Genomic DNA, 22732 nt, shown 5'->3' with positions numbered 1-22732 from the left:
ATCTTGTTGTCCCCGGATGATCTGACGGCGCTGCTGCTGACCCTGCGCCTGGCGGCGGTTACCGTGCTGGTGCTGCTGCTCATCGGCATGCCGCTGGCCTGGTGGCTGAGCCAGAGCCGCTGCCGGTTCAAGACGCTGGTAGAGGCGGTGGTGGCGCTGCCTTTGGTCTTGCCGCCGACGGTGCTGGGGTTTTATCTCTTGCTGGCGCTGGGGCCGAACGGCCTCTTCGGTATCACCTCGCAGGCGCTGGGGGGAGGCACCCTGGCCTTCAGTTTTACCGGCCTGGTGATCGGCTCGGCTTTTTATTCCCTGCCCTTTGTGGTGCAGCCCTTGCAGGGCGCCTTTGCCAGCATCGGTCGCCGACCGCTGGAAGTGGCTGCCACCCTGCGGGCCTCGCCGCTCGACCGGTTTTTTACCGTGGTGCTGCCGCTGGCCCGTAATGGCTTTTTAACGGCGGTGGTGCTCGGTTTTGCCCATACCCTGGGCGAGTTTGGCGTGGTGCTGATGATCGGCGGCAACATACCGGGGGTGACCCAGGTGATTTCCATCGCCATCTATGACCATGTGGAGACCCTGCAGTACGGGGACGCGCATTTGCTGTCGGCCATACTGCTGGGGTTGTCGTTCAGCATACTGCTGCTGGTGTACGCCCTCAACCGGCGCTTTGCGGTGGTGCACCCATGAGCATACAGGCGGCGTTTACCCTGCAAAGAGCCGGCTTCCGGCTGGAAGTGGATTTCGCGCTTCCCGCCACCGGTGTGACTGCCCTGTTTGGTCCTTCCGGCTGCGGAAAGACCACCTTGCTGCGGGCCATGGCCGGCCTGGAGCGCTGTGCCGGTTATTTTCGGCTGGATGATCAATGCTGGCAAAATGACAAGGTGTTCATGCCCACCCATAAAAGGCGGCTCGGCTACGTCTTCCAGGAGGCCAGTCTCTTTGCGCACCTGTCGGTACAGGGCAACCTCGATTATGGCTGGCGGCGACTGCCGGCGGAACAACGCCGAACCGACAAGGACGAGATTATCGACTGGCTGGGCCTGAGGTCCTTGTTACGGCAGCGGGCGACGGAGCTGTCCGGCGGTCAGCGGCAGCGGGTGGCCATCGGCCGGGCGCTGCTCACCAGCCCCCGGCTGTTGCTGCTGGACGAGCCGCTGTCGGCGCTCGATACCCGAGCGAAGAGAGAGATACTGCCCCTGCTGGAACGGTTATCGGCCCAGGCCCGGGTACCGGTGTTTTACGTCACCCATGCACCGGAAGAAGTGGAGCGGCTGGCCGACCGGGTCTTGCTGATGGACAAGGGGCGCATTACCCACAACGACAGCCTGCAGCAGGCTCTGGCCCGGCCCCGCAGTCCCTTGTTCAGGGACGACGAAGCCGCCGCCATTCTGGAAGGCCGGCTGCAACAGACGCTGGCCGATGGTCGCCGTCCCTTTGACTGCAGCGCGGGTCGGCTGTGGCTGGCCGGCGCGCATACTGCCGGAGCCGGCACGGCGCGGTTACGTGTGCTGGCCAGCGACGTCAGCGTGGCCCTGGCGCCGGTACCCGATATTTCGATTCTCAACCAGCTGCCGGCGCGGGTGCTGAGCCTGACGCCGAGCGCAGAGGGGAGGGTGCTACTGATGCTGGTGCTGCGTGGTGGCCAGCAGATACCGGCGCAGCTGTCCGCCTATTCGGTCGGAAAATTGCAGCTGGAAGCGGGGAGTGAATGCTACGCCCTGATCAAGGCGGTGGCACTGGTGGATTAAAAAAGCTGGAAGCCGGAAGCTAGAAGATAAACCTGTGTTGTTTGCAAGGTGTCCGAACTTTTCGCTTCCAGCTTCCAGCTTACGGCTTTCTTATCACGCCTTCCGGGGTGCCAATCAGCAGCACATCGGCGCCACGTTCGGCGAACAGGCCGTTGGTGACCACGCCGACGATGGCGTTGATGCGAGCTTCGAGTGCCCTGGGCTCGGTGATCTGCAGGCCGTGCACATCCAGAATATGGTTGCCGTTGTCGGTGACCACGCCTTCCCGATACACCGGCTTGCCACCGAGCCTGGTCAGCTCGCGGGCCACGTATGCCCGCGCCATGGGGATCACCTCTACCGGCAGCGGAAAGCTGCCCAAGATGTCCACCGTCTTGGTGCCATCGACGATACAGATAAAACGGTCGGCCACGGCGGCGACGATTTTTTCCCGGGTCAGGGCCGCGCCGCCACCCTTGATCATGGCCATGCTGCCGTCGATTTCATCGGCGCCATCCACATAGACCGCCAGTTCGCTGACCTCGTTGAGATCGAAAATGCGAATGCCGAGCTGTTCCAGTCGGGTGGTGGAGGCTTCGGAGCTGGAGACGGCCCCCTTGATCTGGTCCTTGACCGAGCCCAGGGCGTCGATAAAGTGGTTCACGGTCGATCCGGTCCCCACGCCGACAATGGTATCCGGGGTCACGTAATCCAGCGCTGCCCAACCGGCGGCTTTTTTCATTTCATCTTGTGTCATTACTTTCTTTCTCTCGCTCAGGGCTGTCTTTCTCTCGCTCAGGGCTGTCTTGCTTACGGCGGTCTGCCGCCCGCGGCCGTTTGCTACAAAGGTGGTGCGCATTATAGCAAAGCGCACTTGCCTTGCATGCGGCTTTTAGCAGCGCCAGTGTTGCTCGGGTGTGATCAGCTCCGGCAGGGGAATGTCCCGGCTATCGGTGGGAGTATCGAGGGCAGCCCTTAACCATGCATGCGGCTTTACCAGCGCCAGTGTTGCTCGGGTGTGATCAGCTCCGGCAGGGGAATGTCCCAGCTGTCGGTGGGAATGGCCGGCAGTTGCTGGCAATTGTGGGCCAGGCCTACCGGGCGGGGGCCACGACCATGTCGCCAGGCGGCCAGGGTACGGTCGTAAAAGCCACCGCCCATGCCGATACGATTGCCGCTGGCGTCGAAGGCGACCAGGGGGGTATAGATGATGTCCAGTTCCTGCTTCGGCAGCAACAGTCGGATATCGAGTCTGGGCTCGGGAATACCGAAGCGGTTGGCGACCAGTCGGGTATCGGGATCGTAGCGCAGAAACAGCAGGTGACCGGGGCTGAAGTGGTGCAGCACCGGAAGGTATACCCGGGTGCCCCGAGACCAATACCAGTCGATCAGCGGCTGGGGATCCAGCTCGCCATCGTTGGCAAGATAGAGCGCCACCTTATCTGCGCTTGCCAGGTGCTCGGCACCGGCCACATGCCGGATGATGACCTCGGCCGCTGCCTGTTGCTCTGCCGCCGTCAGCCGGCGGCGAGCCTGACGTATCTGTTGTCTTATATGATGTCTTTCGCTCATCTATGTGCTTCCTGCTGGTTAACATCCATTGCAAGGTGAGAAGTGTGAGGGGTTATACCCATTCCATTAAAAAAGTGATCAGCTACTGATAACAATGCCGCGTTTAACGTCCAGTCATGCCGGGCTTGACCCGGTATCTTCCTGCATGGAGATCCTGACGTTCGTCAGGATGACGGCTTGAGCACATGATTAATCCGATTGGCTATGTATGAGTTAACTGTGTCTATCCGTGTATCAGCCTTAGAGTAGGCTCTTTCGTGCTTACATTAACTCCAATAAAAACAGGTTATTGCCGAATCAGACACACTGAACTAGTACATAGCCAATCCGATTGGTATTACTCCTCTCGGCTGTTCAGTGATTCCAGGGGCTTTTCTTCAACCGAACATAGAGTTCTTCCACTTCGGCACGCGCCCAGGGGGTGCGCCGCAGAAAGGTCAGGCTGGACTTGATGCTGGGATCTTTCTTGAAACAGTTGATGTTGACCCGGCGGGCCAGTTCTTCCCAGCCATAACGCTCGACCAGTTCGGTCAGCAGATCCTTGAGGGTGATGCCGTGCAGCGGGTTATTGGGTTGTTCAGTCATTCAATGGCTACCTGTCACGAAAGTAATTCGCGAAGATTGTAACAGGATTTGGTGTATCGGACAGGGAGGGCGCCGCTTCGTGGCGACGGAAGCTTGAGTGAGCGGGTAAAAGAGGAGGATCCCCGGGGTGCCGTTGCAGGTGTTAGTCCTTGAACCCGTTGGTTCAAGGCGGAAACCCGGTATCTACCGCAGGCTTCTCGGTCGGGCCGAGCATGCACAATAGTAAATAACACGGCTTTCCTGTGCTGTGATTATCGGCTCAGGGACGCCACCCGACACACAAACACCCCAGGGAAAGCTAAACTTTTTAATTTTCAATGAGTTAACTTTCAATACGCTATTTTTCAATACGTTATGTCAACGCGGACATTCACTAGCCTACTTTGCTGGCCAGGGCATCTTCAATGGTATGTTGCAGCATCTTGATGCGCTTATCCATGGCATCAGCATATTGGTAGTTCTTGTCTTTTTCAAGTTCAAGCTCATGGCACACATTCAGGGCCAGCATAATGGCAATTTGCTCATTGGAGCCGGCCTTGCCGCTCTGCTTGAACTTGTGGATACGCTCGTTGAGCATATCGGCTGCCCGTTGCAATGCCGCTTCCTGCCCAACAGGACAGGCCACCTTGTAAGGGCGCCCGAGAACAACGATGTCGATTGCCGCTGTGGTCATGTGATCCTCAGATAGCTGATTGCAATAGGCCATGAAATTCTGGCGACTATATAGCGGCGCACCAGAAGTTTCAAGGGGTTGCTGGCCTGAGCGTGGTCACAATGCTAGGATCTGCACCATATCCGCCACTTTTTTGCCAATCGAGTAAATGATGAACGACAACGCCCGTCTCAACTACGACGCCTTCACCACCTTGCTGGAACATCACAATATGGTGGTGACCGCCGCCGAAGTGCATGGCGTTATCTGCGGTCTTATCTGCGGCGGCATGGCCAAGGACGATGCCCGTTGGCAGGAGCATTTCAATGCCTTGCTGAACGACGACTTCGGTTTGCCCTCCGAGCTGAAAAAAGCGGTCAATCTGCTGTTTAGCCGGGTCTATGACGAGCTGGTCAGCCAGAGCCGATTCGAACTGCTGATGCCGGAAGATGACGAGCCGCTGGATGAGCGGCTGGATGCCATGATGGAATGGGCCGGCGCCTTTCTGGCCGGGTTCGGCGTGGTGCAGGTGGAGCTGAACAAGGCCTCACCCGAACTGCAGGAAATGATCCAGGACATCAGCAGCATTACCCAGGTGGCCAGCGACTTCGATCAGGAAGACGAGGAAAGTGAAACCGCCTTCGTGGTCTTGTATGAACACCTGAAGCTGGGCGCCACCCTGGCGTTCGAAGAGTTCGGCAAGGGTCAGGCTGCCCCCCAGCGTCCCACCCTGCATTAATCACGACAGCTCAGTGTTATGACCCATTATGATGTGGTAATCAACGGCGGCGGCATGGTCGGCGCCGTGCTGGCGCTGGGCCTGAGCGGCTTGCGCCGCCCCGACGGCTCGGCGCTGCGTATCGCCGTTATCGAAGCGACCGTGCCCGATAGGGACCATCATCCGGGGTTTGATGCCCGCAGCATTGCGCTGGCCGGCCACAGCCGGGAACTGCTGGAGCGGCTGGGATTGTGGCCGCTTCTGTCCGGCCTGACCACCCCCATTCATCATATTCAGGTCTCCGATCAGGGCCACTTGGGCCAGGTGAATATCCGTGCCGAAGACTATCCGGTACCGGCGCTGGGTTATGTGGTAGAACTGCATCCCGTGGGGCAGGTTTTGTACCGGCAGATGAGCCGGTGCAGCAGCATAGCGCTGCTGTGTCCTGCCCGTATCGAGACCCTGGAGCAAGAGCCCGAAGGTGTCATGTTGACGCTGGCCGACGGCCGACAGCTGGCGGCCTCGCTGCTGCTGGCCGCCGATGGCAACCGCTCCGTGGTGCGCCGGCAACTGGGTCTGCCCCGTCGCCGGCTGGATTATCGGCAGAGTGCCATCATCACCAATGTGCAGACCGCGGCCCCGCATCAGGGCCGCGCCTTCGAACGCTTCACCCGGGAAGGGCCGATCGCGATGTTGCCGATGGGCGAGGGGCGTTGTTCGCTGGTGTGGTGCGCGTCCACCGAACGGGCCGAGCGGCTGATGACCCTCGATGCCGAGGCCTTTATGCGGCAGTTGCAACAGGAGTTCGGCTACCGGCTGGGCCGGCTGGAGCGCACCGGCCAACGGCATTGCTATCCGTTGGCGCTGGATGAGGTGGAGCGGCCCTGGCATCACAGAGTGGCGCTGGTCGGCAATGCGGCTCATCTGTTGCATCCCATCGCCGGTCAGGGGTTTAATCTGGGACTGCGCGACGTGGCGACCCTGGTCGAGGGGGTGGGCCGGGCACTGGCGGCAGAACAGGATATCGGCAGTTACCCGGTGCTGTCTGCCTACGGTCAGGCGCGCCAGCCGGATCAGTCGACCATTGTCGGCCTGACCACGGCGCTGGCGCTGCTGTTCTCCAACGAGCATCCGGCGCTGGCCGTCGGACGCAATCTGGGGCTGATGGCCATGGCGGCCAGTGGCACTTTCAAAGACAAGCTGGCCTGGCGGGCCATGGGCAAGAGGTAAGGCATGCAAGCGACAGATGTAATCGTGATCGGCGGCGGCATGGTGGGGCTGACCCTGGCATTGGCGCTGGAACACAGCGGGCTCAAGGTGGCGGTCATTGAAGGCCAGACGCCGGAGCCCGGGCTACCCGAGATTCCCGATAACAGAGTCAGCGCCATCAACCTGGCGTCCCAGACCCTGCTCGAACGGCTGCAGGCCTGGCCGAGCCGGAGCGAACGGCTCGGCCCCTATACCGACATGGAGGTGTGGGAGGCCGACAGCGGCGCCCGCATCGACTTTTCTGCCAGCCTGATGCATCAGCCACATCTGGGGCATATTGTCGAAAACCGCTTGCTGCAACAAAGCCTGCTGGCCCGTGCTCGTCATTGCGCTCATATCAGCCTGCACATGCCGGCGCGGGCGGCCTCGGTCTCGGTGAGCGAGCAGGGCGCCTTTGTGCTGCTCGACAACGGCACCCCCATTACCGGTCGTTTATTGGTCGGCGCCGACGGTGCCCGCTCCTGGCTGCGTGAACAGCTGCAGCCGGGCATGATCGAGTGGGACTACGACCATAGCGCCCTGGTCGCGACGGTGGCCACCACAGAGCCCCATGGCCGGACTGCCCGGCAGATCTTTCGCGGTAACGATATTCTGGCCTTTCTGCCGCTGGCCGACCCGCACCAGTGCTCCATCGTCTGGTCCTGTGCGCCGGAGCAGGCGGCAGAGCGGCTGGCGTTATCAGACACCGAGTTCAACAAGATACTTTCCCAGGCCTTCGATCTGCGACTGGGCCTGTGCCAGGTGGTGGGGCCCCGCATGGCGATTCCGCTCAAGGCGCGCTTCAGCCAGCAGTTCTGCGGGCCGCGCTGGGCCCTGATCGGCGATGCGGCTCATACCATACATCCGCTGGCGGGGCAGGGCGTCAACCTGGGACTGCAGGATGCGGCCGCGCTGGCCGAGACGCTGCTCCGGCTGCATAGAGAGGGGAGGGACATCGGCGACCTGGCCGGGCTCAAATCCTTCGAGCGCTGGCGCAAGGCCGAAGCCGCGACCCTGCTGGCGGCAATGGAAGGGCTCAAGCGTCTTTTTACCCATCCGCATCCGCTGGTGCGCGGCCTGCGAGGGCTGGGATTGAGCCTGACCGACCGGCTGACGCCGCTTAAACGTAAGCTGGCCACCCATGCCCTGGGTATCGGCGGGCTGCAATCCAGGTTGTCGACACCTGAGAAAAACTAATCCGTGAGCTTCTCGGGATTAGTTTTCTTGAGTGTGTATTTTCATTATTCACCTCCCCATTAGTTGCACTTATGCTTATTAATCGACATTTAAGTGTATATAATATTAAATTTTTGTTTGTTTTTTGGTGGTAATGCCATTATTGGCACTTCCTTTCGTTGAAACGACTATTGCATGTTGGATCACACTTTTACGCCGATGTTGAAACGATAAGTTTTTTTTGTGTCGGGCGCGGTTTTATCCCGGGCCGGCTTGGGTATAATCGGGGAGCAATATCGGATTCTCGCCTACAGGCCAGGCCTGTAATAAAAGGAAGCGCCATGACTCAGCAAACAGTTTTGCACCCACAGCACCTGGAAGCCGGTGCCAAGATGGTGGATTTTCACGGTTGGGATATGCCCATCAACTACGGTTCTCAACTTGATGAACACCATGTTGTGCGTAAAGACGCCGGCATGTTCGATGTCTCCCACATGACCATCGTCGACGTCACGGGCAGCCAGGCGAAACCCTTCCTGCAAACACTGCTGGCCAACGATGTGGCTCGTGCGAACCAGCCCGGCAAGGCCATCTACAGCCCCATGCTCAACGAGCAGGGCGGCGTGATTGACGATCTGATCACCTATTTCTTTGCCGAAGACGACTATCGCATGATCGTCAACTCCGCCACCCGCGACAAAGATCTGGCCTGGATGAGCAAGCAAGCCCAGGGCTTTGACGTTACCCTGACCGAACGCCCCGAGCTGGCGATGATCGCGGTACAGGGCCCCAACGCCAAGGCCAAGGCCGCCCAGGTATTCAACGCCGAGCAAAACGCCGCGGTTGAAGCCATGAAGCCCTTCTTCGGCGTGCAAGCCGGCGACCTCTTTATCGCCACCACCGGCTACACCGGTGAAGACGGCTACGAAATCGTGGTTCCCGTCGACCAGGCCCCCGCCCTGTGGAATGCCCTGAAAGACGCCGGCGTGCGTCCCTGCGGCCTGGGTGCACGGGATACCCTGCGCCTGGAAGCGGGTATGAACCTCTACGGTCAGGACATGGACGAAACCGTGTCGCCGCTGGCCGCCAACATGGCCTGGACCCTGGCCTGGGAACCGGCCGAGCGTGACTTTATCGGTCGTGCCGCGCTTGAAGCCCAGAAAGCCGCCGGTGACCAGCCCAAGCTGGTCGGCCTGGTGATGAAGGAAAAAGGCGTGCTGCGCGCCGGTACCCCGGTACGTTTTACCGACGGCCAGGGACAGGAGCAGCAGGGTGTTATTACATCCGGCAGCTTCTCGCCTACACTGGGACACAGCATTGCCCTGGCGCGGGTTCCGCGCTCTGTGGGAGCCAATGCAGAAGTTGAAATGCGTAAAAAATGGATGCCGGTGTCGGTAGTAAAACCGACCTTCGTACGCTTCGGCAAAGCGGTCGCCGAATTTTAAGAATCACAAGAAACAATGAGGAACAACTGATGAGCAATATCCCCAGTGAATTGAAGTATGCCCGCTCCCACGAATGGGTACGTCTGGAAGCTAACGGTGAGGCGGTGGTCGGTATTACCGAGCATGCCCAGGAACTGTTGGGTGATATGGTGTTTGTTGAGCTGCCCGAAGTGGGTCGCACCGTCGATGCCGGTGAAGACTGCGCCGTATGCGAGTCGGTAAAAGCCGCCTCCGATATCTATGCGCCGGTCAGCGGTGAAATCATTGCCGTCAACGAAGAGCTGGAAGACAGCCCCGAACTGGTCAACTCCGACTCCTTCGGTGACGGCTGGTTGTTCCGTATCAAGCTGGCTGACGAGTCCGATCTGGACGAGCTGCTGGATGCGGCAGGCTACGAAAGCAGCATCGACGAAGAGTAATCACAAGCCCCCGAACAGGGGGCTTTGTTGTGCACCCTTGGTTCATTTAAACGAGCCAAAGGGCGGCAGACAGGGTCGAACCCCGTTTGAAAAACCCGCGTTCTCGGTTGCTCCACGGCGCCATGACCATAGACCAGACCCTGCCTTGATGTGGTGTTTGGTCGAATAAATTCGACCCTGCAATCAAATTCCAGACCTTGCCGGCAAGTACCCCCCAGGGGCCGCTCGCCTGTGTTTTTCCGGGCTGCTGGCCTATAAAGGAAGTGAAGAAATGACCCAGTCTTTGTTTGAACTTGAGCAGAATAATGCCTTTATCGGTCGCCATATCGGCCCGACCGAGCAGGATGTGGCCGAGATGCTGGCCGTGGTCGGCGCCGAGTCGCTGGATGATCTGATCCACCAGACGGTGCCCGCCAATATCCTCAACGACCAGCCGCTGGGCATCGGTGCCAGCCGCACCGAGGTTGAGGCCCTGTCTTACCTGAAATCCCTGGCCCAGCAAAACAAGGTCAACAAGAGCTATATCGGCATGGGCTATCACGACACCCATGTACCCCTGGTGATTCAGCGCAACGTGCTGGAAAATCCGGGCTGGTATACCGCCTATACCCCTTATCAGCCGGAGATTGCCCAGGGCCGTCTGGAAGCACTGCTCAATTTCCAGCAACTGACTCAGGACCTGACCGGCCTGGATCTGGCCAGCGCCTCCCTGCTGGACGAAGCCACCGCCGCCGCCGAGGCCATGGCCCTGGCCAAGCGGGTCAGCAAGAACAAGAAAGCCAACATCTTCTTCATCGCCGATGACGTTCACCCCCAGACCATCGACGTGGTCAAGGAGCGCGCCACCCACTACGGTTTTGAAATAGTGGTGGCCCCGGCTGACGCCGTGGTCGAGCACCAGGTGTTTGGCGCCCTGTTCCAGTATCCGTCCACCACCGGCCAGATCCGCGACATCAAGGGGCTGATCGAGAAGGTACAGAGCCAGAAAGGCATCGCCTGTGTCGCCGCCGACATCCTGTCGCTGGTGCTGCTGAAGGCCCCGGGCCAGCTGGGTGCCGACGTGGTGCTGGGCAACGCCCAGCGCTTTGGTGTGCCCATGGGTTACGGTGGCCCGCATGCCGCCTTCTTCGCCACCCGCGACGCCCACAAGCGCTCCCTGCCGGGCCGTATCATCGGCGTGTCCAAGGACACCCGTGGCAAGCCGGCCCTGCGCATGGCGATGCAGACCCGCGAACAGCATATCCGCCGCGAAAAGGCCAACTCCAACATCTGTACCGCTCAGGTGCTGCTGGCCAACATGTCCAGCTTCTTCGCCGTTTACCACGGCCCGGAAGGCCTCAAGCGCATCGCCAACCGGGTACATCGTCTGACCGACATTCTGGCCCTGGGTCTCAAGGCCAAGGGCGTTGCCCTCAAGCACGACACCTGGTTCGACACCCTGACCGTGATCAGTGCAGACAAGGACGCCATCATCCAGCGTGCCCTGGCCAAAGGCGTTAACCTGCGTACCGATCTGGACGGCGCCCTGGGTGTGTCGCTGTCGGAAACCACCAGCCGTAACGATGTGGCCGAGCTGTTCGATATCTTCCTCGGCGAAGGCCATGGCCTGAACGTGGAAGACCTGGATACCCAGGCCGCCGCCGGCACCGATTCCATTCCGGCCGAGCTCAAGCGCGACAACGCCATCCTCACTCACGAAGTGTTCAACAAGTATCACTCCGAAACCGAGATGCTGCGCTACATCCACAAGCTGGAAATGAAAGATCTGGCCCTGAACTACGGCATGATTTCATTGGGCTCCTGTACCATGAAGCTCAACGCCACCGCCGAAATGGTGCCGATCAGCTGGCCCGAGCTGGCCCAGATCCACCCCTTCGCGCCGCTGGATCAGACCCGGGGTTATCAGCAGATGATTGCCGAGCTGGAAGACTGGCTGGTGAAGATCACCGGTTACGATGCCATCTGCATTCAGCCCAACTCGGGCGCCCAGGGCGAGTATGCAGGCCTGCTGGCGATCAAGAAATACCATGAGTCCCGTGGTGAAGGCCATCGCGACATCTGCCTGATCCCGAGCTCTGCCCACGGTACCAACCCGGCGTCGGCCCAGATGGCCAACATGAAGGTGATCGTGGTGGCCTGCGACAAGAAAGGCAACGTCGACATGGCGGACCTCAAGTCCAAGGCGGCGGAAGCGGGCGAGAACCTGTCCTGCATCATGGCCACCTATCCGTCTACCCACGGCGTGTACGAAGAGAGCATCCGCGAAATCTGCGAGGTGATCCACAGCTACGGCGGTCAGGTGTACATGGACGGCGCCAACATGAACGCCCAGGTGGGGATTACCTCGCCCGGCTTTATCGGCGGCGATGTCTCGCACCTCAACCTGCACAAGACCTTCGCCATTCCGCACGGCGGCGGCGGTCCGGGCATGGGTCCTATCGGCATTAAGGCACATTTGGCGCCGTTCGTGGCCGGCCATGCGGTGGTGAAAACCGACAAGGAAAGCCGTGACAACGGCGCCGTGTCTGCCGCCCCGTTCGGCTCGGCCAGCATCTTGCCCATCAGCTGGATGTATACGGCGCTGCTGGGTGACGAAGGTCTGAAACGCTCCACTCAGCTGGCCATTCTCAACGCCAACTACCTGATGAAGAGCTTGGCCGAGGATTACCCCATCCTCTACACCGGCCGCAACGACCGGGTGGCCCACGAGTGCATCGTGGATCTGCGCCCGCTGAAGGAGGCCTGTGGCATCAGCGAAATGGACATCGCCAAGCGTCTCAACGACTACGGCTTCCATGCGCCGACCATGAGCTTCCCGGTGGCCGGCACCCTGATGATAGAGCCGACCGAATCCGAATCCAAGGCCGAGATCGACCGTTTCATCTTCGCCATGAAGCAGATCCGCGAAGAAATCCGTCAGGTGGAAAACGGCACCTGGACCCTGGAAGACAACCCCCTGGTCAATGCGCCTCATACTCAGGATGATGTCATGGACAGCGAGTGGAACCGGGCCTATAGCCGCGAACTGGCGGTATTCCCCTCCGACGAGGTGCGTCGTTCCAAGTTCTGGCCCACCGTCAACCGCATCGACGATGTGTACGGCGACCGCAACCTGTTCTGCAGTTGCCTGCCGACCGAAGCCTACGCCGAGTAAGCGATAAGCTGATCACGGCCAATTAAGTTGGAAACCGTGACAATCAAGTTGGAAACCGAAAGCCCTGCTGTTCAGCAGGGCTTTTTTTTTGTTGTGCGCCAGGCATCAGCCGGATAAAGGTTGTGCCGAAGGCTTCAGCCGGTTTGTGAAAAATGGACGATACTTAGGAATCTTCACTACCCTTGGATATTCCTACCATCAACAGGAGGTGCCATATGGCAGACTGGATCGTAGTGGCTGATGCTTCAAAAGCCGTTGTTTACCTGCAAGACCGGATCGAAGACGTGTTTGAAGAGGTCATGGATCTCGCTCATCCGGAAGCGCGGCTCAAGGCGAGTGATCTTGTCAGCGACGTGCAGACAATACCGGAGAAAAGCGACCCCCGTCATACCGAGAACCAACGCTTCGCACGTGACATTATCGCCAGGATCCGTCATGCGCTGGATACCAACGAAATTCGGGGTTTCTATCTGTCGGCACCCCCCCAGTTTCTCGGACTACTGCGCGATGCCATGGATGACCGCCTGCGCAAGGCGCTGTACAAGGATATCGATAAAAATCTGAGCGGTGCCTCTCACAGCGAGGTGCTCGCGGCCTTCGTATGACTCGCCATCAAATCCTGACGTTGTTGCCGAAACCTGCTTCCGTGCGGGTTTCGGCCCGGTTTATCATTTCGGATCACGGCGAACTTTCCTGAGCCAAGCCCCCGGCGCTGACATCGGCTCCGGGGCCTCCGTCCCGCTCTCGTCGTTGAACGCCTCGGCAATAACCAAAAATATTCCGGTGGGCTGGCCACTTGGCGGGTTAGTGGATATGGTAAACAGGCATTGGGTTGTTTAAAACAAGATGTTTATTTCTGATTGGATAAGGAGGCGATATGAGCCGGAACTACGAAGCAGAAAGAGCAGTATTGATGGATGACGTCAAGCAGGTACTCAAAGACGCCGAAGCACTCTATCAGGCGGCGGTCGATGATGGTACCCAGGAGAGCAAGGCACTGAAAGAAAAGCTGAAAGCCCAGCTGGGTCGGGCGCAGAGGCAGTTTTCGGAGCTGGAGGGTTCCGTGGTGGATCGTACCCGTCAGGCGGCGGCGCAGACCGATGATCTGGTGCACAGCAAACCCTATCATGCCATGGGCATTGCGGCCCTGTTCGGGCTGGTACTGGGTGCCTTGCTGAGTCGCCGGTGAGTCGCCGGTGAGTCGTGGCTGCCTGTTGGTGTGACGGCGGGGTCCTCTGTGGGCGACCGGTTGCGGAGCGGACAGGATAAAAGGTCTTGGGCGGGGCCATGTTGAGCGCCGCCCAAGCGGGAATTTACGCCATCAGATACGCTATCAAGTACGCCATCAGATACGCCATAAGGAAGGATCAATGAGTGGCCAGATCAATTCATTGAAGGAATTGCTGCATACCATTACCGAGCTGTTGTTTGTCCGCTTCAGGATGGCCCGCATCGAGTTTGTCGCCCAGAAGGAGCGCATGGTGCGGCTCGGTATCCTGGCACTGGCGGCCGTGTTTCTGTTTTTCATGTCTTACATCAGCCTGCTGTTCGGTCTGAATCTGGTGCTGTCCCATTCGGCCAGGCTGTGGGTGTTTTTCGGTCTGTCGGGGGGCTTGCTGTTGCTGATGTGCGGGGCTTTCTGGGCCATCGTCCGTAACCTTGCCAGCCAGCGCGCATTTCTGGCCGAGACGCTGCACGATCTGCAGGAAGATGTCGCCTATATTCAGGGCAAAAAAACCATGTCCGATTGGTCTTTGAAGGACTGAGTCCATGCACAAGTCGTTACAACAGGAACAACAGTTATTACAGCTGAAGGCGGAAGCGCTGCGGCTGAAGCTGCTGACCAATCAATTGCGTCGGCAGCAGGAGCAAAGCGAGTCCGGAATGTGGCAGCTGGCCAGCCAGTTGCCCAGGGCCGGGCTGGTATGGCGGCTGGCCAATATGCCGCGCAAGCTCAAAAACAAGCTGCTGCTGGGCGGCGCCTTGCTGGCGGTTATCTACCTGCGGTTCTGAGATTCAAGCCATGGGCTTCAGGACATTAACTCCAGTATCTGCTGTTTATTCACCGGGTCCAGCTGCCCGGGGGCGAGAAAGCGGTGTCCGTATTGCAGATAGAGTTCCTGCTCGACAAAGAAGCGGAATAATCCGGGGTCCAGGTGCTGCTTCCTGACCATGGCCGCCATTATGGTCAGTGCCTCGCTCAGACGCTTGGGCTGTTTGTAGGGGCGGTCGGCGGCGGTCAGGGCTTCAAAGACATCGGCCAGCGCCATCATGCGCGCCTGTAACGGTAATTCACCGGCCTTCAGGCTGCGTGGATAACCCCGGCCGTCCATGCGCTCATGATGACCGGCGGCCAGCATGGGAACGTCGCTGAGGTGATCGGGATAATGCAGCTCGCTCAGCATGATCAGGGTATGCACCATGTGGGCATTGATGGTGTAGCGCTCTTCCGGGGTCAGGGTGCCCCGGGCAATGCTCAGGTTATGGCACTCTCCCAGATCCAGCTTGAGTTCGGGCTGCACCAGGGTAATTTGCCAGGGATTGTCGTCGTCGATGCGCTCCCTGGCCGGGTAGGGAATCCTGTGCCAGGGTTTGTCGGCCAGCAGGGGCTCCCATGCCGGCACCGGCTCGCTGTTGCCGCGTCGTTGTTGTTCTTCCCACGACAGCCCCAGCGTATTGTCCAGGGTACGTAGCCAGCGCCGTTCGGCAATGCGGTTCAGGCGCTCGAGCTGTGCCTGGTTGACCGTTTCTCCGCCCTGATTCAGGTTGGCGATAAAGGCGAAATCCTCATCCAGTTGCCGGTGCTGCTCTGCTCGTATCGACGCCAGCCGGGGCTCGTCCTCGCCGCCGGCCCGACCTTGCCAGTAATCGATGTCTGCGTCGCGCTTGAGTACCTCGAAACGCATTCTGATCTCGTGCAACCGGTTATAGATGGTCTCCAGCTTGGTGGCCTTGTCTATCACATGCTCGGGGGTCACCACCTTGCCGCAATCGTGCAGCCAGGAGGCCAGGTAGAGTGCCTCCCATTCCCGTTCGGAAAGCCTGAAATCCGCGTAGTTGCCGGTGTCGCTGTGATGGGCGGCGCGGGCCAGCATCAGGGTCAGCTCCGGTACTCGCTGGCAATGACCGCTGGTGTAGGGGGATTTGGCGTCGATGGCGGAGGCGATGACACGAATCATCGATTCGGTCATCTGCTGCTGCTGTTCGAACAGGGTCATGTCTTCCAGTGCCAGGTTGGCGAATTCGCTGTAATGGGAAATAAAGCGACGTTTACCGGCAGAAAGGGGAGCCGCCCCGTAGCCCAGGCCAAGAACAATGGCGCCGTTGAGTTTGCCGAAACGATCATACAAAAGCCAGGGCGGCTCAAAGCGCAGGCCATGGCCTTCCAGCGATTGCAGGAGCAGTGCCGACAGTTCGTCGGGCTCGGCCTTGTCGGGCAGGGGGACTTGGTGTTGTTGCTCCTTGTCCAGCAATACCAGACAAGGTGCGTGTTCTTGCTGCCTGGCCCGGTATACCAGGCAGCGCTGCCCGCCGCTCAGGTGTTGTATGCCCTGGCTGAGTCGTTGCAGCATGTCGTTGAAATCATCGCTCTGCGACAGGCTGCGCAGTTCCTGGATAAAGCCGGCCAGGGTGCGATGCATCAGGGTGATGGCGCGGGCCAGGGCATCCAGCTCCCGGTAGAAGTAGTGCCGTGCTTTCAGGCCGTTAAAGTCGAACTCCTGAATCCCTTTCAAGTCTTCTGCCATTTGCCGCAGGGGGCGCGAAATGGCACGAGACGCCATGATGACCACCGGCAGGCTCAATGCCACAATCAGCAGCGTCAGCCATGTCTGGGTGCGGCCAAAGTCCAGCGCGTTTGCCATCAGCTTGCGATAGGGGATTAGCGTGGACAGCCGCAGATCCAGCTTGCTGTTACTGCCCGCTGTCAGGGTCAGCGGAGTCTGCTGACCCAGCCAGAGGTCACCGTCCAGCTCGACCTCCCAGCTTGCCAGGTCGGGCCGGGTCGACAATATCTCGAAGCCCTTCAGACCATGAAAGTCCGGTAGCGTGTCGGCGGGGGCCGAGTCGGGCTGGCTGCTGGCCAGCACCTGAAACGCCGGTGCCTGCAACAGCAGGGTGCGGGCCTCGGGTAACCCCAGCTTGAGCTGTGCATCCAGATCGCGCAGCAGCAAATCGGCCGCCCACACCCGTTGCTGGCCGGCATCGCCCAGAGACAGGGTAATACCCGGAACCTGTGAAGAGTGAAAATGGTAAGGCGGGGTGATGTGCAGATCCGGCTGTGCCAGGCTGGGAGCGAACCAGGGGCGGGTACGGCTATCGAAGGACTCGGCATGGACCTCGGTCTCGTCGACCATTCGATAAGCCTGATCGAAATAGAAGCGGCGGGCGGCGCTGTCCGGCGCCATGATCACCATCATCAAATCCGCCGTTTCCGGTGCAGCGAAGGCCGTGCGCACCTGTTGATCACGCATCATGCGAAACGCCAGGATACGGCCATCGGACTCGCCCACATAGAAAGCGGTGACCTGAGGATTGGCGGTCAGCAAGGGATGCAACAGGGGCCACCAGCGAGCAGGATCCTGTTCGCTGGTGGCGAGGGTGACGCCATTGCTTCGCATCAGGGTCAGGCCGGTATGAATGTTGCTCAGCTCGTGCTCCAGCTGCCGGCTCAGCCGGTTTTTCAGTACGTCCAGGCGGTATTCGCTGCCGGCCAGCAGAAAAGCGCTGTTATGGCGGTGCTGCGCATAAATGAGCACGGCACCCAGCAGAATAATCAGGGCGGTAAACATGCTGGTGATGTATACCCGCAGGCTGAAACGTGAATGGAAACGTGAATGGAAAAAAGACATGGCCGGCATCCGTGACCTGAACAGTCATAAGCGTAGTTGCCGGTCAGAAGGGTGCCATCCGTTTAACTGTGGCCAAAGTTTGGCTTAACTTTGGCTTAAGTTCGGCCTAACTCTGGCCTAACTTCGGTAATCGCCGATATCGGGTCGGCGGCTGGGGCCAAGCAGGGCCATGTCGACCGGATGGAAGGCCTTGATGGCCTCGAAGCAGAAGTCGCCCAGTGCCCGGTGCAGGGCCTGGGGGTCATGGTTGGTGATGATGATGACGCTCTTGGCCAGGTTGCGTCGGCGACGAAGCAGGTGGCCGAGAAAGCTGGACTGGCTTTCGGCCAGCCGGGTGCGGTTGGCGGCCACTTCATCCAGCACCAGCAAGTCGACCTCTTCCAGCGCCCGTCGATACCGGTTGCGGCTTTCCTGATCTTCTATTACCCCGAAAAACAGCCGGTCTACCACCGAGGCCCATTGCTGAAAAATCACCGACTTCTGGTGCTGATAGATCAGGTCATGGGCGATGGCGCCGGCCAGCGTCGATTTGCCGGTGCCGAAGTCGCCGTAGATCAGGATGGCGGCGCCGCCTTTCTCTTCCCAGTGATCGAAGGCGTTGATGAAATGATGGGCGGTATCGATATGATGGCTCAGCACAGGATCGTCGCGGTCCATGTTGTCGAACACCCATTCGGGGTTGAGATCCGCCTGAGCCAGCAAACGTTCGGTACGTTTCTGTTGCGCCTCTTTCTGGGCCTGGCGCACCTCGATATTCGCCTGTTGCTCATACTGACGTTTGAGGTCGAGATAATCGTATTCGGGCAGATTACCGCCGGCACGCAGCCGCTGCAGCCGACTCAACAGCCCCTTCACATCGCCGCCGGTGGCCGTCGGTGACAGGTCTTTCTGTGGCTTAGGGCGGCGTCGACGACGAGCAATGTCGTTCAGGTCGGCGGCAATTTCTTCAGGCGTCTTCTTCATTGCGGTCTTCCTGGTTATCCGGGCTGAGACGCCGGGCTTCGGCCATCATTTCACGGGCCCGTTTGCTGGGGCCTGAGTCGGTTTTGGGTGGTAACTGCTGGTAGCCACCCTTGTCCTGGGGCGCCGGTGTGCGCTTGATACTGCGCTGATTCTTGAGTTTACGCACCAGTTTCAGCATCCACTGGTGCTGGTTTTCAAATACTTCGGGTCGGCCCAGCCAGTAGGCAATAAATTCGCCCAGCTCGCTTTCATCGAACTGGCTGTCGAGCAGGCCACAGAGCCTGGCCAGGCCTGCAAACTGTTCGTCCGGGCGCCACTCCGGGTGCATGGCAAACTGGCGGGAAGGCAGCGGGGCCAGCCCGTCGAGCCGTTTCAGTGGCAGCGAGAAGACGGCACCGTGATAATGCTGGGGGTGAGGGTTCTGCACCACACTCAGCAAGCCGGCTTCCAGCAGCTCATCGACCAGCCCGGTCAGCGCCATCGGTGTGACGCGATAGCGATATTCACCGGCTCCCTGCACGGCCAGCGCCTTGCCCAGTAACGGGTAATCCAGCGGTTGGGTATGATCCCCCCGCGCCAGGTGCCTGAGATAGAGCTGATACAGGCTGCGGGCCGGGTGAGACAGTTTGGGGGAGGTCAGCGCCTGATATTCTGCCGGTGTCATAGTGCCACTGTGATCGAATGAGGAGCCCATTATCCAACAAAGCCGCGGTAGAATACAGCCACCATGACGGCGCGGCTGCCGGGTTGCCGAAATTCGGCTAGGCTCAGAGTATATCCCATGACCTTGTTGCCTAATCCGATGTTTGAGCGTTCCCCGCTTATTCTGTTCATAGAAGACGATGCCGTGTTTCGTCGTTTGATGCTGGCCTACCTTGAGTTGTGGGGGGCCAGGGTCATCGAAGTGGACAACGGCGACGAGGGGCTCTCGCTGGTGGCGGAGCTGGCCCCCGATCTGGTATTGATCGATCTACGGCTGACGGCGGCCAATGGCCTGGCGGTGATAGCCTGCCTGAAACAAGACTACCCGGCGCTGCCGGTGATTGCCATTTCCGGCCAGAAAAAAATGTCGAATGTGGCCCGGGCATTGCGAGCGGGTGCCGAAGATTACCTGGTCAAGCCGATCCGCAACTGGTCGCTGGTGGCCGACGTCATTACCGCCTGTCTCAGGCCGGATCCGCGGCGGATATTCGATGAGTTGAATGAGCATCTGGCGTTTTTTCGCCGGGAAGACATGGCCGCCAGTCGTCTGTGTAAGGGCTTGCGCCAGCTGCCGGAGCGCGATCTGGGAGCCTGGCAGTTGAGCTACCGGCAAAACTCACCCTGGGTGCTCGCCGAATATGTCAGGCTGGATCAGGATCTGCTGCTGCTGCTGGCGGAGTTTGACCCCCTGAGCATGGATACCCCTGTGGTGATGGCGCTGATGACCTTTCTGTTGCATGAGCCTCAGCGGCAGCATCAGTCGGGGTCTCTGCTCAACCACCCGGGCCGCACCCTGGAATACATCAATGGTCTGATCCTGGATACGGGGCTGAATTGCCGGATGAACCTGGCGTTATACCGGTTGCAGGCCAACAGCAACAAGGTGGTGCTGGCCAACGGCGGCATGGCCGGTAACGACTGGCTGGCCCGGTGTGATGCCGGGCCGTTGGGAGCGGGCATCTTCAACGCCAGCCAGCTTAGTTACCCCTGTTCTTATCCCTTCGACCTGACCTTGCATGGCGGTTTCGGCGGCGAAATCCAGCTGACGGCTCGCCATGGGGTTCCGTGAAAGCCCTTACCGCACATTGAGCTGCTGCAGGTAGTCGGTGAGGGCAGGGCCCAGCTCCGGATGGCGCAGGCCATATTCAACATTGGCCACCATGAGCCCAAGCTTGCTGCCGCAATCGTGGCTCTTGCCGGTAATATGATGGGCATCAACCGGTTGCTGCGCCATCAGCATGGCGATGCTGTCGGTCAGCTGGATTTCATCGCCCTTGCCGAGCGGGGTCTTGCTCAGCAGCGGCCAGATATCTTCCGACAGCACATAACGACCCACTACCGCCAGGTTGGAAGGCGCTTCCTGCCGCTGCGGTTTTTCTATCATTGCTTCAATCGGTGCCGACTCTCCCTGGCCCAGCTGATAGCCGCCGATATCGACAATACCGAACTGATCGACCAGCTCGTCAGCCACCGGTTCCACCAGAATCTGGCTGTGGCCCTTGTCGCCAAAGGCCCGGATCATGGCCGCCAGATTATCCTGCTGCAGATTGCAACCCGCATCGTCGATTAACACGTCGGGCAGCAGCACGGCAAAGGGGGCGTCGCCTACCAGTGGGCGGGCACAAAGAATGGCGTGGCCCAGGCCCTTGGCCTCCCCCTGACGTACATGCATTATGGTCACGTCGGGGGGGCAGATTTTCTGTACTTCTTCGAGCAACTGCCGCTTGACCCGTTTTTCCAGGGTGGCTTCCAGTTCGAAGCTGGTATCAAAGTGGTTCTCGATGGAGTTCTTACTGGCGTGGGTGACCAGCACGATTTCCTTGATCCCGGCCTGCACGGCTTCATTTACCACATACTGGATCAAAGGTTTGTCAACCACCGGCAGCATTTCCTTGGGGATGGCCTTGGTGGCGGGCAGCATGCGGGTGCCCAGACCGGCGACCGGGATCACCGCCTTACGGATCAAGGAGGGTGAAGGTATGCTCGAAGGTGTCGTTTTAGTCTTAGTAGACGTTGTTGAAGGCATGAGAGTCATCAAAAAAACAATGGGCGCCTATCATAACCAATAGTGGCCCTCCCGACCATTATCGGGAGGGCCACGGCCTTGGCACCTGTGTTAATTACTCAGTAAGTGCCGGTTCTTTTCGATGGTGGCCGGGCCTATACCACTGACATTGGCCAGATCATCGACCTTATTGAAGGGCCCATTGGCCTCCCGATATTCCACTATGGCTGCCGCCTTGGCCGGACCTATGCCGGTCAGCATGGCCAGCTGATCCTGGGTGGCGTTATTGATATCGATGCTGGTGACCACGGCGTTTTGCGCGGTAGCCGCTTTATTGGCCATACTCGGTGCCGCCACCGTCAGTAACGCGGCCAGCAAGGTGGATAACAGTGCCTTGTTCATTCCCGTCTCTCCTTGTTTCATATGAGTAGCATTGCGTCCATCGGACCCTATCAAGCCTTGTCCAAGGAACAGTTTTTTGCCAATAAAGAAACGAAAAATTGTAAAAAAACATCGATAAGAGGCGGGAGTTGCATTGAAAAACCGGCCGAAGCCGGTTTATATCAGGGCAGGACTTTCCTGAAGGGCTTGACCACCACGGAGGCATAGACGCCGGCGGCCACATAAGGGTCGGCCTGGGCCCAGGTCTGAGCGGAAACAAGAGAGTCGAACTCGGCAATGACGGTGCTGCCGGTAAAGCCGGCCTCGGCGGGGTCGTCGGCATCGATGGCCGGGTTGGGGCCGGCGACCAGCAGGCGGCCTTCATCGGCCAGTGCCTGCAATCGGGCCAGATGAGCCGGGCGGGCTTCTTTACGCAGCGAAAGGCTGTTGGCCTTGTCTTCGGCGAAAATGACATACCACATGGTGTATTCCTTGTTACATGATGGATAGTAAACGGGGAGGCCACTTGCGTAGCCTCCCCTGTTGGTACCGATAATGACAGATTACTTTTCCAGCACCTGCTGTCGACGATAGAGGTAAATGGCGGTGGCAAAGGTAAACAGCAGGGTCAGCCCCAGCAGACCGAAGACCTTGAAATTGACCCAGACTTCCTGAGGCAGATTGAAGGCCACATAGACATTGAGCGCGCCACAGAAACTGAAAAAGCCGACCCAGGCCAGATTGGCCTTGTCCCAGATGGGGTCGGGCACCGTCATTTCCTTGCCGAGCATCTGCTTGAGCAGGTTTTTACGGAAGCCGTAGCGGCTCACCAGCAGCCCGATGGCGAAGAGGCCATTCACCGCGGTGACCTTCCATTTGATAAAGGCATCATCCTGAAAAAACATGGTGAGGCCACCAAAGAACAGCACCAGCACCAGGGTGACCAGGTGCATTTTTTCCAGTTTCTTGTGCTTCAGCCAGACCAGCAACATCTGAATGCAGGTGGCGGCCATCAGTGCGCCGGTGGCGGCGTAGATATCGACGGTCTTGTACACCGCGAAGAAGATGATCAGGGGGATAAATTCGGCAAACTGCTTCATAGAAGGATGAACCCGTACAACAAAGATACCAGCAGTTT

At 59.3% G+C, this 22732-nt stretch carries 24 protein-coding genes and 1 other RNA gene; 13 read left to right on the top strand and 12 right to left on the bottom strand.

The window, feature by feature from the left end:
• The first annotated feature begins 6 nt into the window (after window positions 1-6).
• Together modB and modC are read left to right on the top strand one after the other, a co-directional pair.
• Window positions 7-684, top strand: coding sequence for a molybdate ABC transporter permease subunit (gene modB / locus HNR62_RS03295; RefSeq protein WP_204794781.1), 678 nt, complete (start codon window positions 7-9; stop codon window positions 682-684).
• Window positions 681-1745 carry a molybdenum ABC transporter ATP-binding protein gene (gene modC / locus HNR62_RS03290; protein WP_204794671.1) on the top strand — a complete coding sequence of 355 codons (1065 nt, stop codon included), beginning with the start codon at window positions 681-683 and terminating at the stop codon, window positions 1743-1745. The genes modB and modC overlap by 4 nt, the downstream gene beginning before the upstream one ends.
• Window positions 1746-1824: 79 nt before the next feature.
• On the opposite strand, the gene rpiA is transcribed toward modC, so the two are convergent.
• The 5 genes from rpiA to zapA form a co-directional block, all read right to left on the bottom strand.
• Window positions 1825-2481, bottom strand: a complete 657-nt coding sequence (gene rpiA, locus HNR62_RS03285) for a ribose-5-phosphate isomerase RpiA (protein ID WP_204794670.1) — start codon at window positions 2479-2481, stop codon at window positions 1825-1827.
• A 236-nt stretch (window positions 2482-2717) separates the two neighbouring features.
• Window positions 2718-3296: a 5-formyltetrahydrofolate cyclo-ligase gene (locus HNR62_RS03280; RefSeq protein ID WP_204794669.1), complete on the bottom strand. Its 579-nt coding sequence runs from the start codon at window positions 3294-3296 to the stop codon at window positions 2718-2720.
• Window positions 3297-3650: 354 nt separating this feature from the next.
• Complete coding sequence (locus HNR62_RS03275) at window positions 3651-3881, bottom strand: VF530 family protein (protein WP_204794668.1); 231 nt, start codon at window positions 3879-3881, stop codon at window positions 3651-3653.
• 115 nt (window positions 3882-3996) lie between these two features.
• Window positions 3997-4179: non-coding RNA, 6S RNA (ssrS, locus tag HNR62_RS03270), on the bottom strand.
• Between the two features lie 75 nt (window positions 4180-4254).
• A complete protein-coding gene (gene zapA, locus HNR62_RS03265) occupies window positions 4255-4554 on the bottom strand; it encodes a cell division protein ZapA (RefSeq protein WP_204794667.1) in 300 nt (99 codons plus the stop codon).
• A gap of 151 nt (window positions 4555-4705) precedes the next feature.
• On the opposite strand from zapA, the gene HNR62_RS03260 reads away from it, so the two are divergent.
• The 10 genes from HNR62_RS03260 to HNR62_RS03215 all read left to right on the top strand — a co-directional run bounded on the left by HNR62_RS03260 (window position 4706) and on the right by HNR62_RS03215 (window position 14706).
• Window positions 4706-5272: a UPF0149 family protein gene (locus HNR62_RS03260; RefSeq protein ID WP_204794780.1), complete on the top strand. Its 567-nt coding sequence runs from the start codon at window positions 4706-4708 to the stop codon at window positions 5270-5272.
• 18 nt (window positions 5273-5290) lie between these two features.
• Window positions 5291-6481 carry a 2-octaprenyl-6-methoxyphenyl hydroxylase gene (ubiH, locus tag HNR62_RS03255; protein WP_204794666.1) on the top strand — a complete coding sequence of 397 codons (1191 nt, stop codon included), beginning with the start codon at window positions 5291-5293 and terminating at the stop codon, window positions 6479-6481.
• Window positions 6482-6484: 3 nt separating this feature from the next.
• Window positions 6485-7696: an FAD-dependent oxidoreductase gene (locus HNR62_RS03250; protein ID WP_204794665.1), complete on the top strand. Its 1212-nt coding sequence runs from the start codon at window positions 6485-6487 to the stop codon at window positions 7694-7696.
• Window positions 7697-8016: 320 nt separating this feature from the next.
• Window positions 8017-9120: a glycine cleavage system aminomethyltransferase GcvT gene (gene gcvT / locus HNR62_RS03245; protein ID WP_204794664.1), complete on the top strand. Its 1104-nt coding sequence runs from the start codon at window positions 8017-8019 to the stop codon at window positions 9118-9120.
• 29 nt (window positions 9121-9149) lie between these two features.
• Window positions 9150-9539 (top strand): glycine cleavage system protein GcvH, encoded by a 390-nt coding sequence (gene gcvH, locus HNR62_RS03240; RefSeq protein WP_204794663.1) that lies wholly within the window; start codon window positions 9150-9152, stop codon window positions 9537-9539.
• A gap of 271 nt (window positions 9540-9810) precedes the next feature.
• Window positions 9811-12693 (top strand): aminomethyl-transferring glycine dehydrogenase, encoded by a 2883-nt coding sequence (gene gcvP, locus HNR62_RS03235; RefSeq protein WP_204794662.1) that lies wholly within the window; start codon window positions 9811-9813, stop codon window positions 12691-12693.
• Window positions 12694-12908: 215 nt separating this feature from the next.
• Window positions 12909-13298, top strand: a complete 390-nt coding sequence (locus tag HNR62_RS03230) for a host attachment protein (RefSeq protein WP_204794661.1) — start codon at window positions 12909-12911, stop codon at window positions 13296-13298.
• A 272-nt stretch (window positions 13299-13570) separates the two neighbouring features.
• A complete protein-coding gene (locus HNR62_RS03225; protein WP_204794660.1) occupies window positions 13571-13882 on the top strand; it encodes an ElaB/YgaM/YqjD family protein in 312 nt (103 codons plus the stop codon).
• A 181-nt stretch (window positions 13883-14063) separates the two neighbouring features.
• Entirely contained in the window at window positions 14064-14459 is a 396-nt protein-coding gene (locus HNR62_RS03220; RefSeq protein ID WP_204794659.1) for a phage holin family protein, read from the top strand.
• A gap of 4 nt (window positions 14460-14463) precedes the next feature.
• A complete protein-coding gene (locus HNR62_RS03215; protein ID WP_204794658.1) occupies window positions 14464-14706 on the top strand; it encodes a hypothetical protein in 243 nt (80 codons plus the stop codon).
• A 17-nt stretch (window positions 14707-14723) separates the two neighbouring features.
• Here the strand turns inward: HNR62_RS03215 and HNR62_RS03210 are convergent, their stop codons facing one another.
• The 3 genes from HNR62_RS03210 to HNR62_RS03200 all read right to left on the bottom strand — a co-directional run bounded on the left by HNR62_RS03210 (window position 14724) and on the right by HNR62_RS03200 (window position 19170).
• Window positions 14724-17543, bottom strand: coding sequence for an HD domain-containing phosphohydrolase (locus tag HNR62_RS03210; RefSeq protein ID WP_204794657.1), 2820 nt, complete (start codon window positions 17541-17543; stop codon window positions 14724-14726).
• Between the two features lie 117 nt (window positions 17544-17660).
• Window positions 17661-18506 (bottom strand): DnaA ATPase domain-containing protein, encoded by an 846-nt coding sequence (locus HNR62_RS03205; protein ID WP_204794656.1) that lies wholly within the window; start codon window positions 18504-18506, stop codon window positions 17661-17663.
• A complete protein-coding gene (locus tag HNR62_RS03200; RefSeq protein WP_204794655.1) occupies window positions 18490-19170 on the bottom strand; it encodes a DnaT-like ssDNA-binding domain-containing protein in 681 nt (226 codons plus the stop codon). Before HNR62_RS03200 ends, HNR62_RS03205 begins: the two co-directional genes overlap by 17 nt.
• Window positions 19171-19287: 117 nt before the next feature.
• On the opposite strand from HNR62_RS03200, the gene HNR62_RS03195 reads away from it, so the two are divergent.
• On the top strand, window positions 19288-20277 hold the full coding sequence (locus tag HNR62_RS03195) for a response regulator (RefSeq protein ID WP_239552561.1): 990 nt from the start codon (window positions 19288-19290) through the stop codon (window positions 20275-20277).
• 6 nt (window positions 20278-20283) lie between these two features.
• On the opposite strand, the gene galU is transcribed toward HNR62_RS03195, so the two are convergent.
• From galU to HNR62_RS03175, 4 genes are all read right to left on the bottom strand, one after another.
• The gene (gene galU, locus HNR62_RS03190; protein WP_204794654.1) at window positions 20284-21234 is read right to left on the bottom strand and encodes a UTP--glucose-1-phosphate uridylyltransferase GalU; all 951 of its coding nucleotides are present in this window, start codon (window positions 21232-21234) and stop codon (window positions 20284-20286) included.
• A 90-nt stretch (window positions 21235-21324) separates the two neighbouring features.
• Complete coding sequence (locus HNR62_RS03185; protein ID WP_204794653.1) at window positions 21325-21615, bottom strand: ComEA family DNA-binding protein; 291 nt, start codon at window positions 21613-21615, stop codon at window positions 21325-21327.
• 161 nt (window positions 21616-21776) lie between these two features.
• Complete coding sequence (locus HNR62_RS03180) at window positions 21777-22076, bottom strand: YciI family protein (protein ID WP_204794652.1); 300 nt, start codon at window positions 22074-22076, stop codon at window positions 21777-21779.
• A gap of 81 nt (window positions 22077-22157) precedes the next feature.
• Window positions 22158-22694, bottom strand: coding sequence for a septation protein A (locus HNR62_RS03175; RefSeq protein WP_204794651.1), 537 nt, complete (start codon window positions 22692-22694; stop codon window positions 22158-22160).
• Window positions 22695-22732 lie beyond the last annotated feature (38 nt).

Origin of the sequence: Oceanisphaera litoralis (genome assembly GCF_016907015.1) — a bacterium.
GTDB lineage: Bacteria > Pseudomonadota > Gammaproteobacteria > Enterobacterales > Aeromonadaceae > Oceanimonas > Oceanimonas litoralis.
This window is presented reverse-complemented; position numbering and strand designations above follow the sequence as displayed.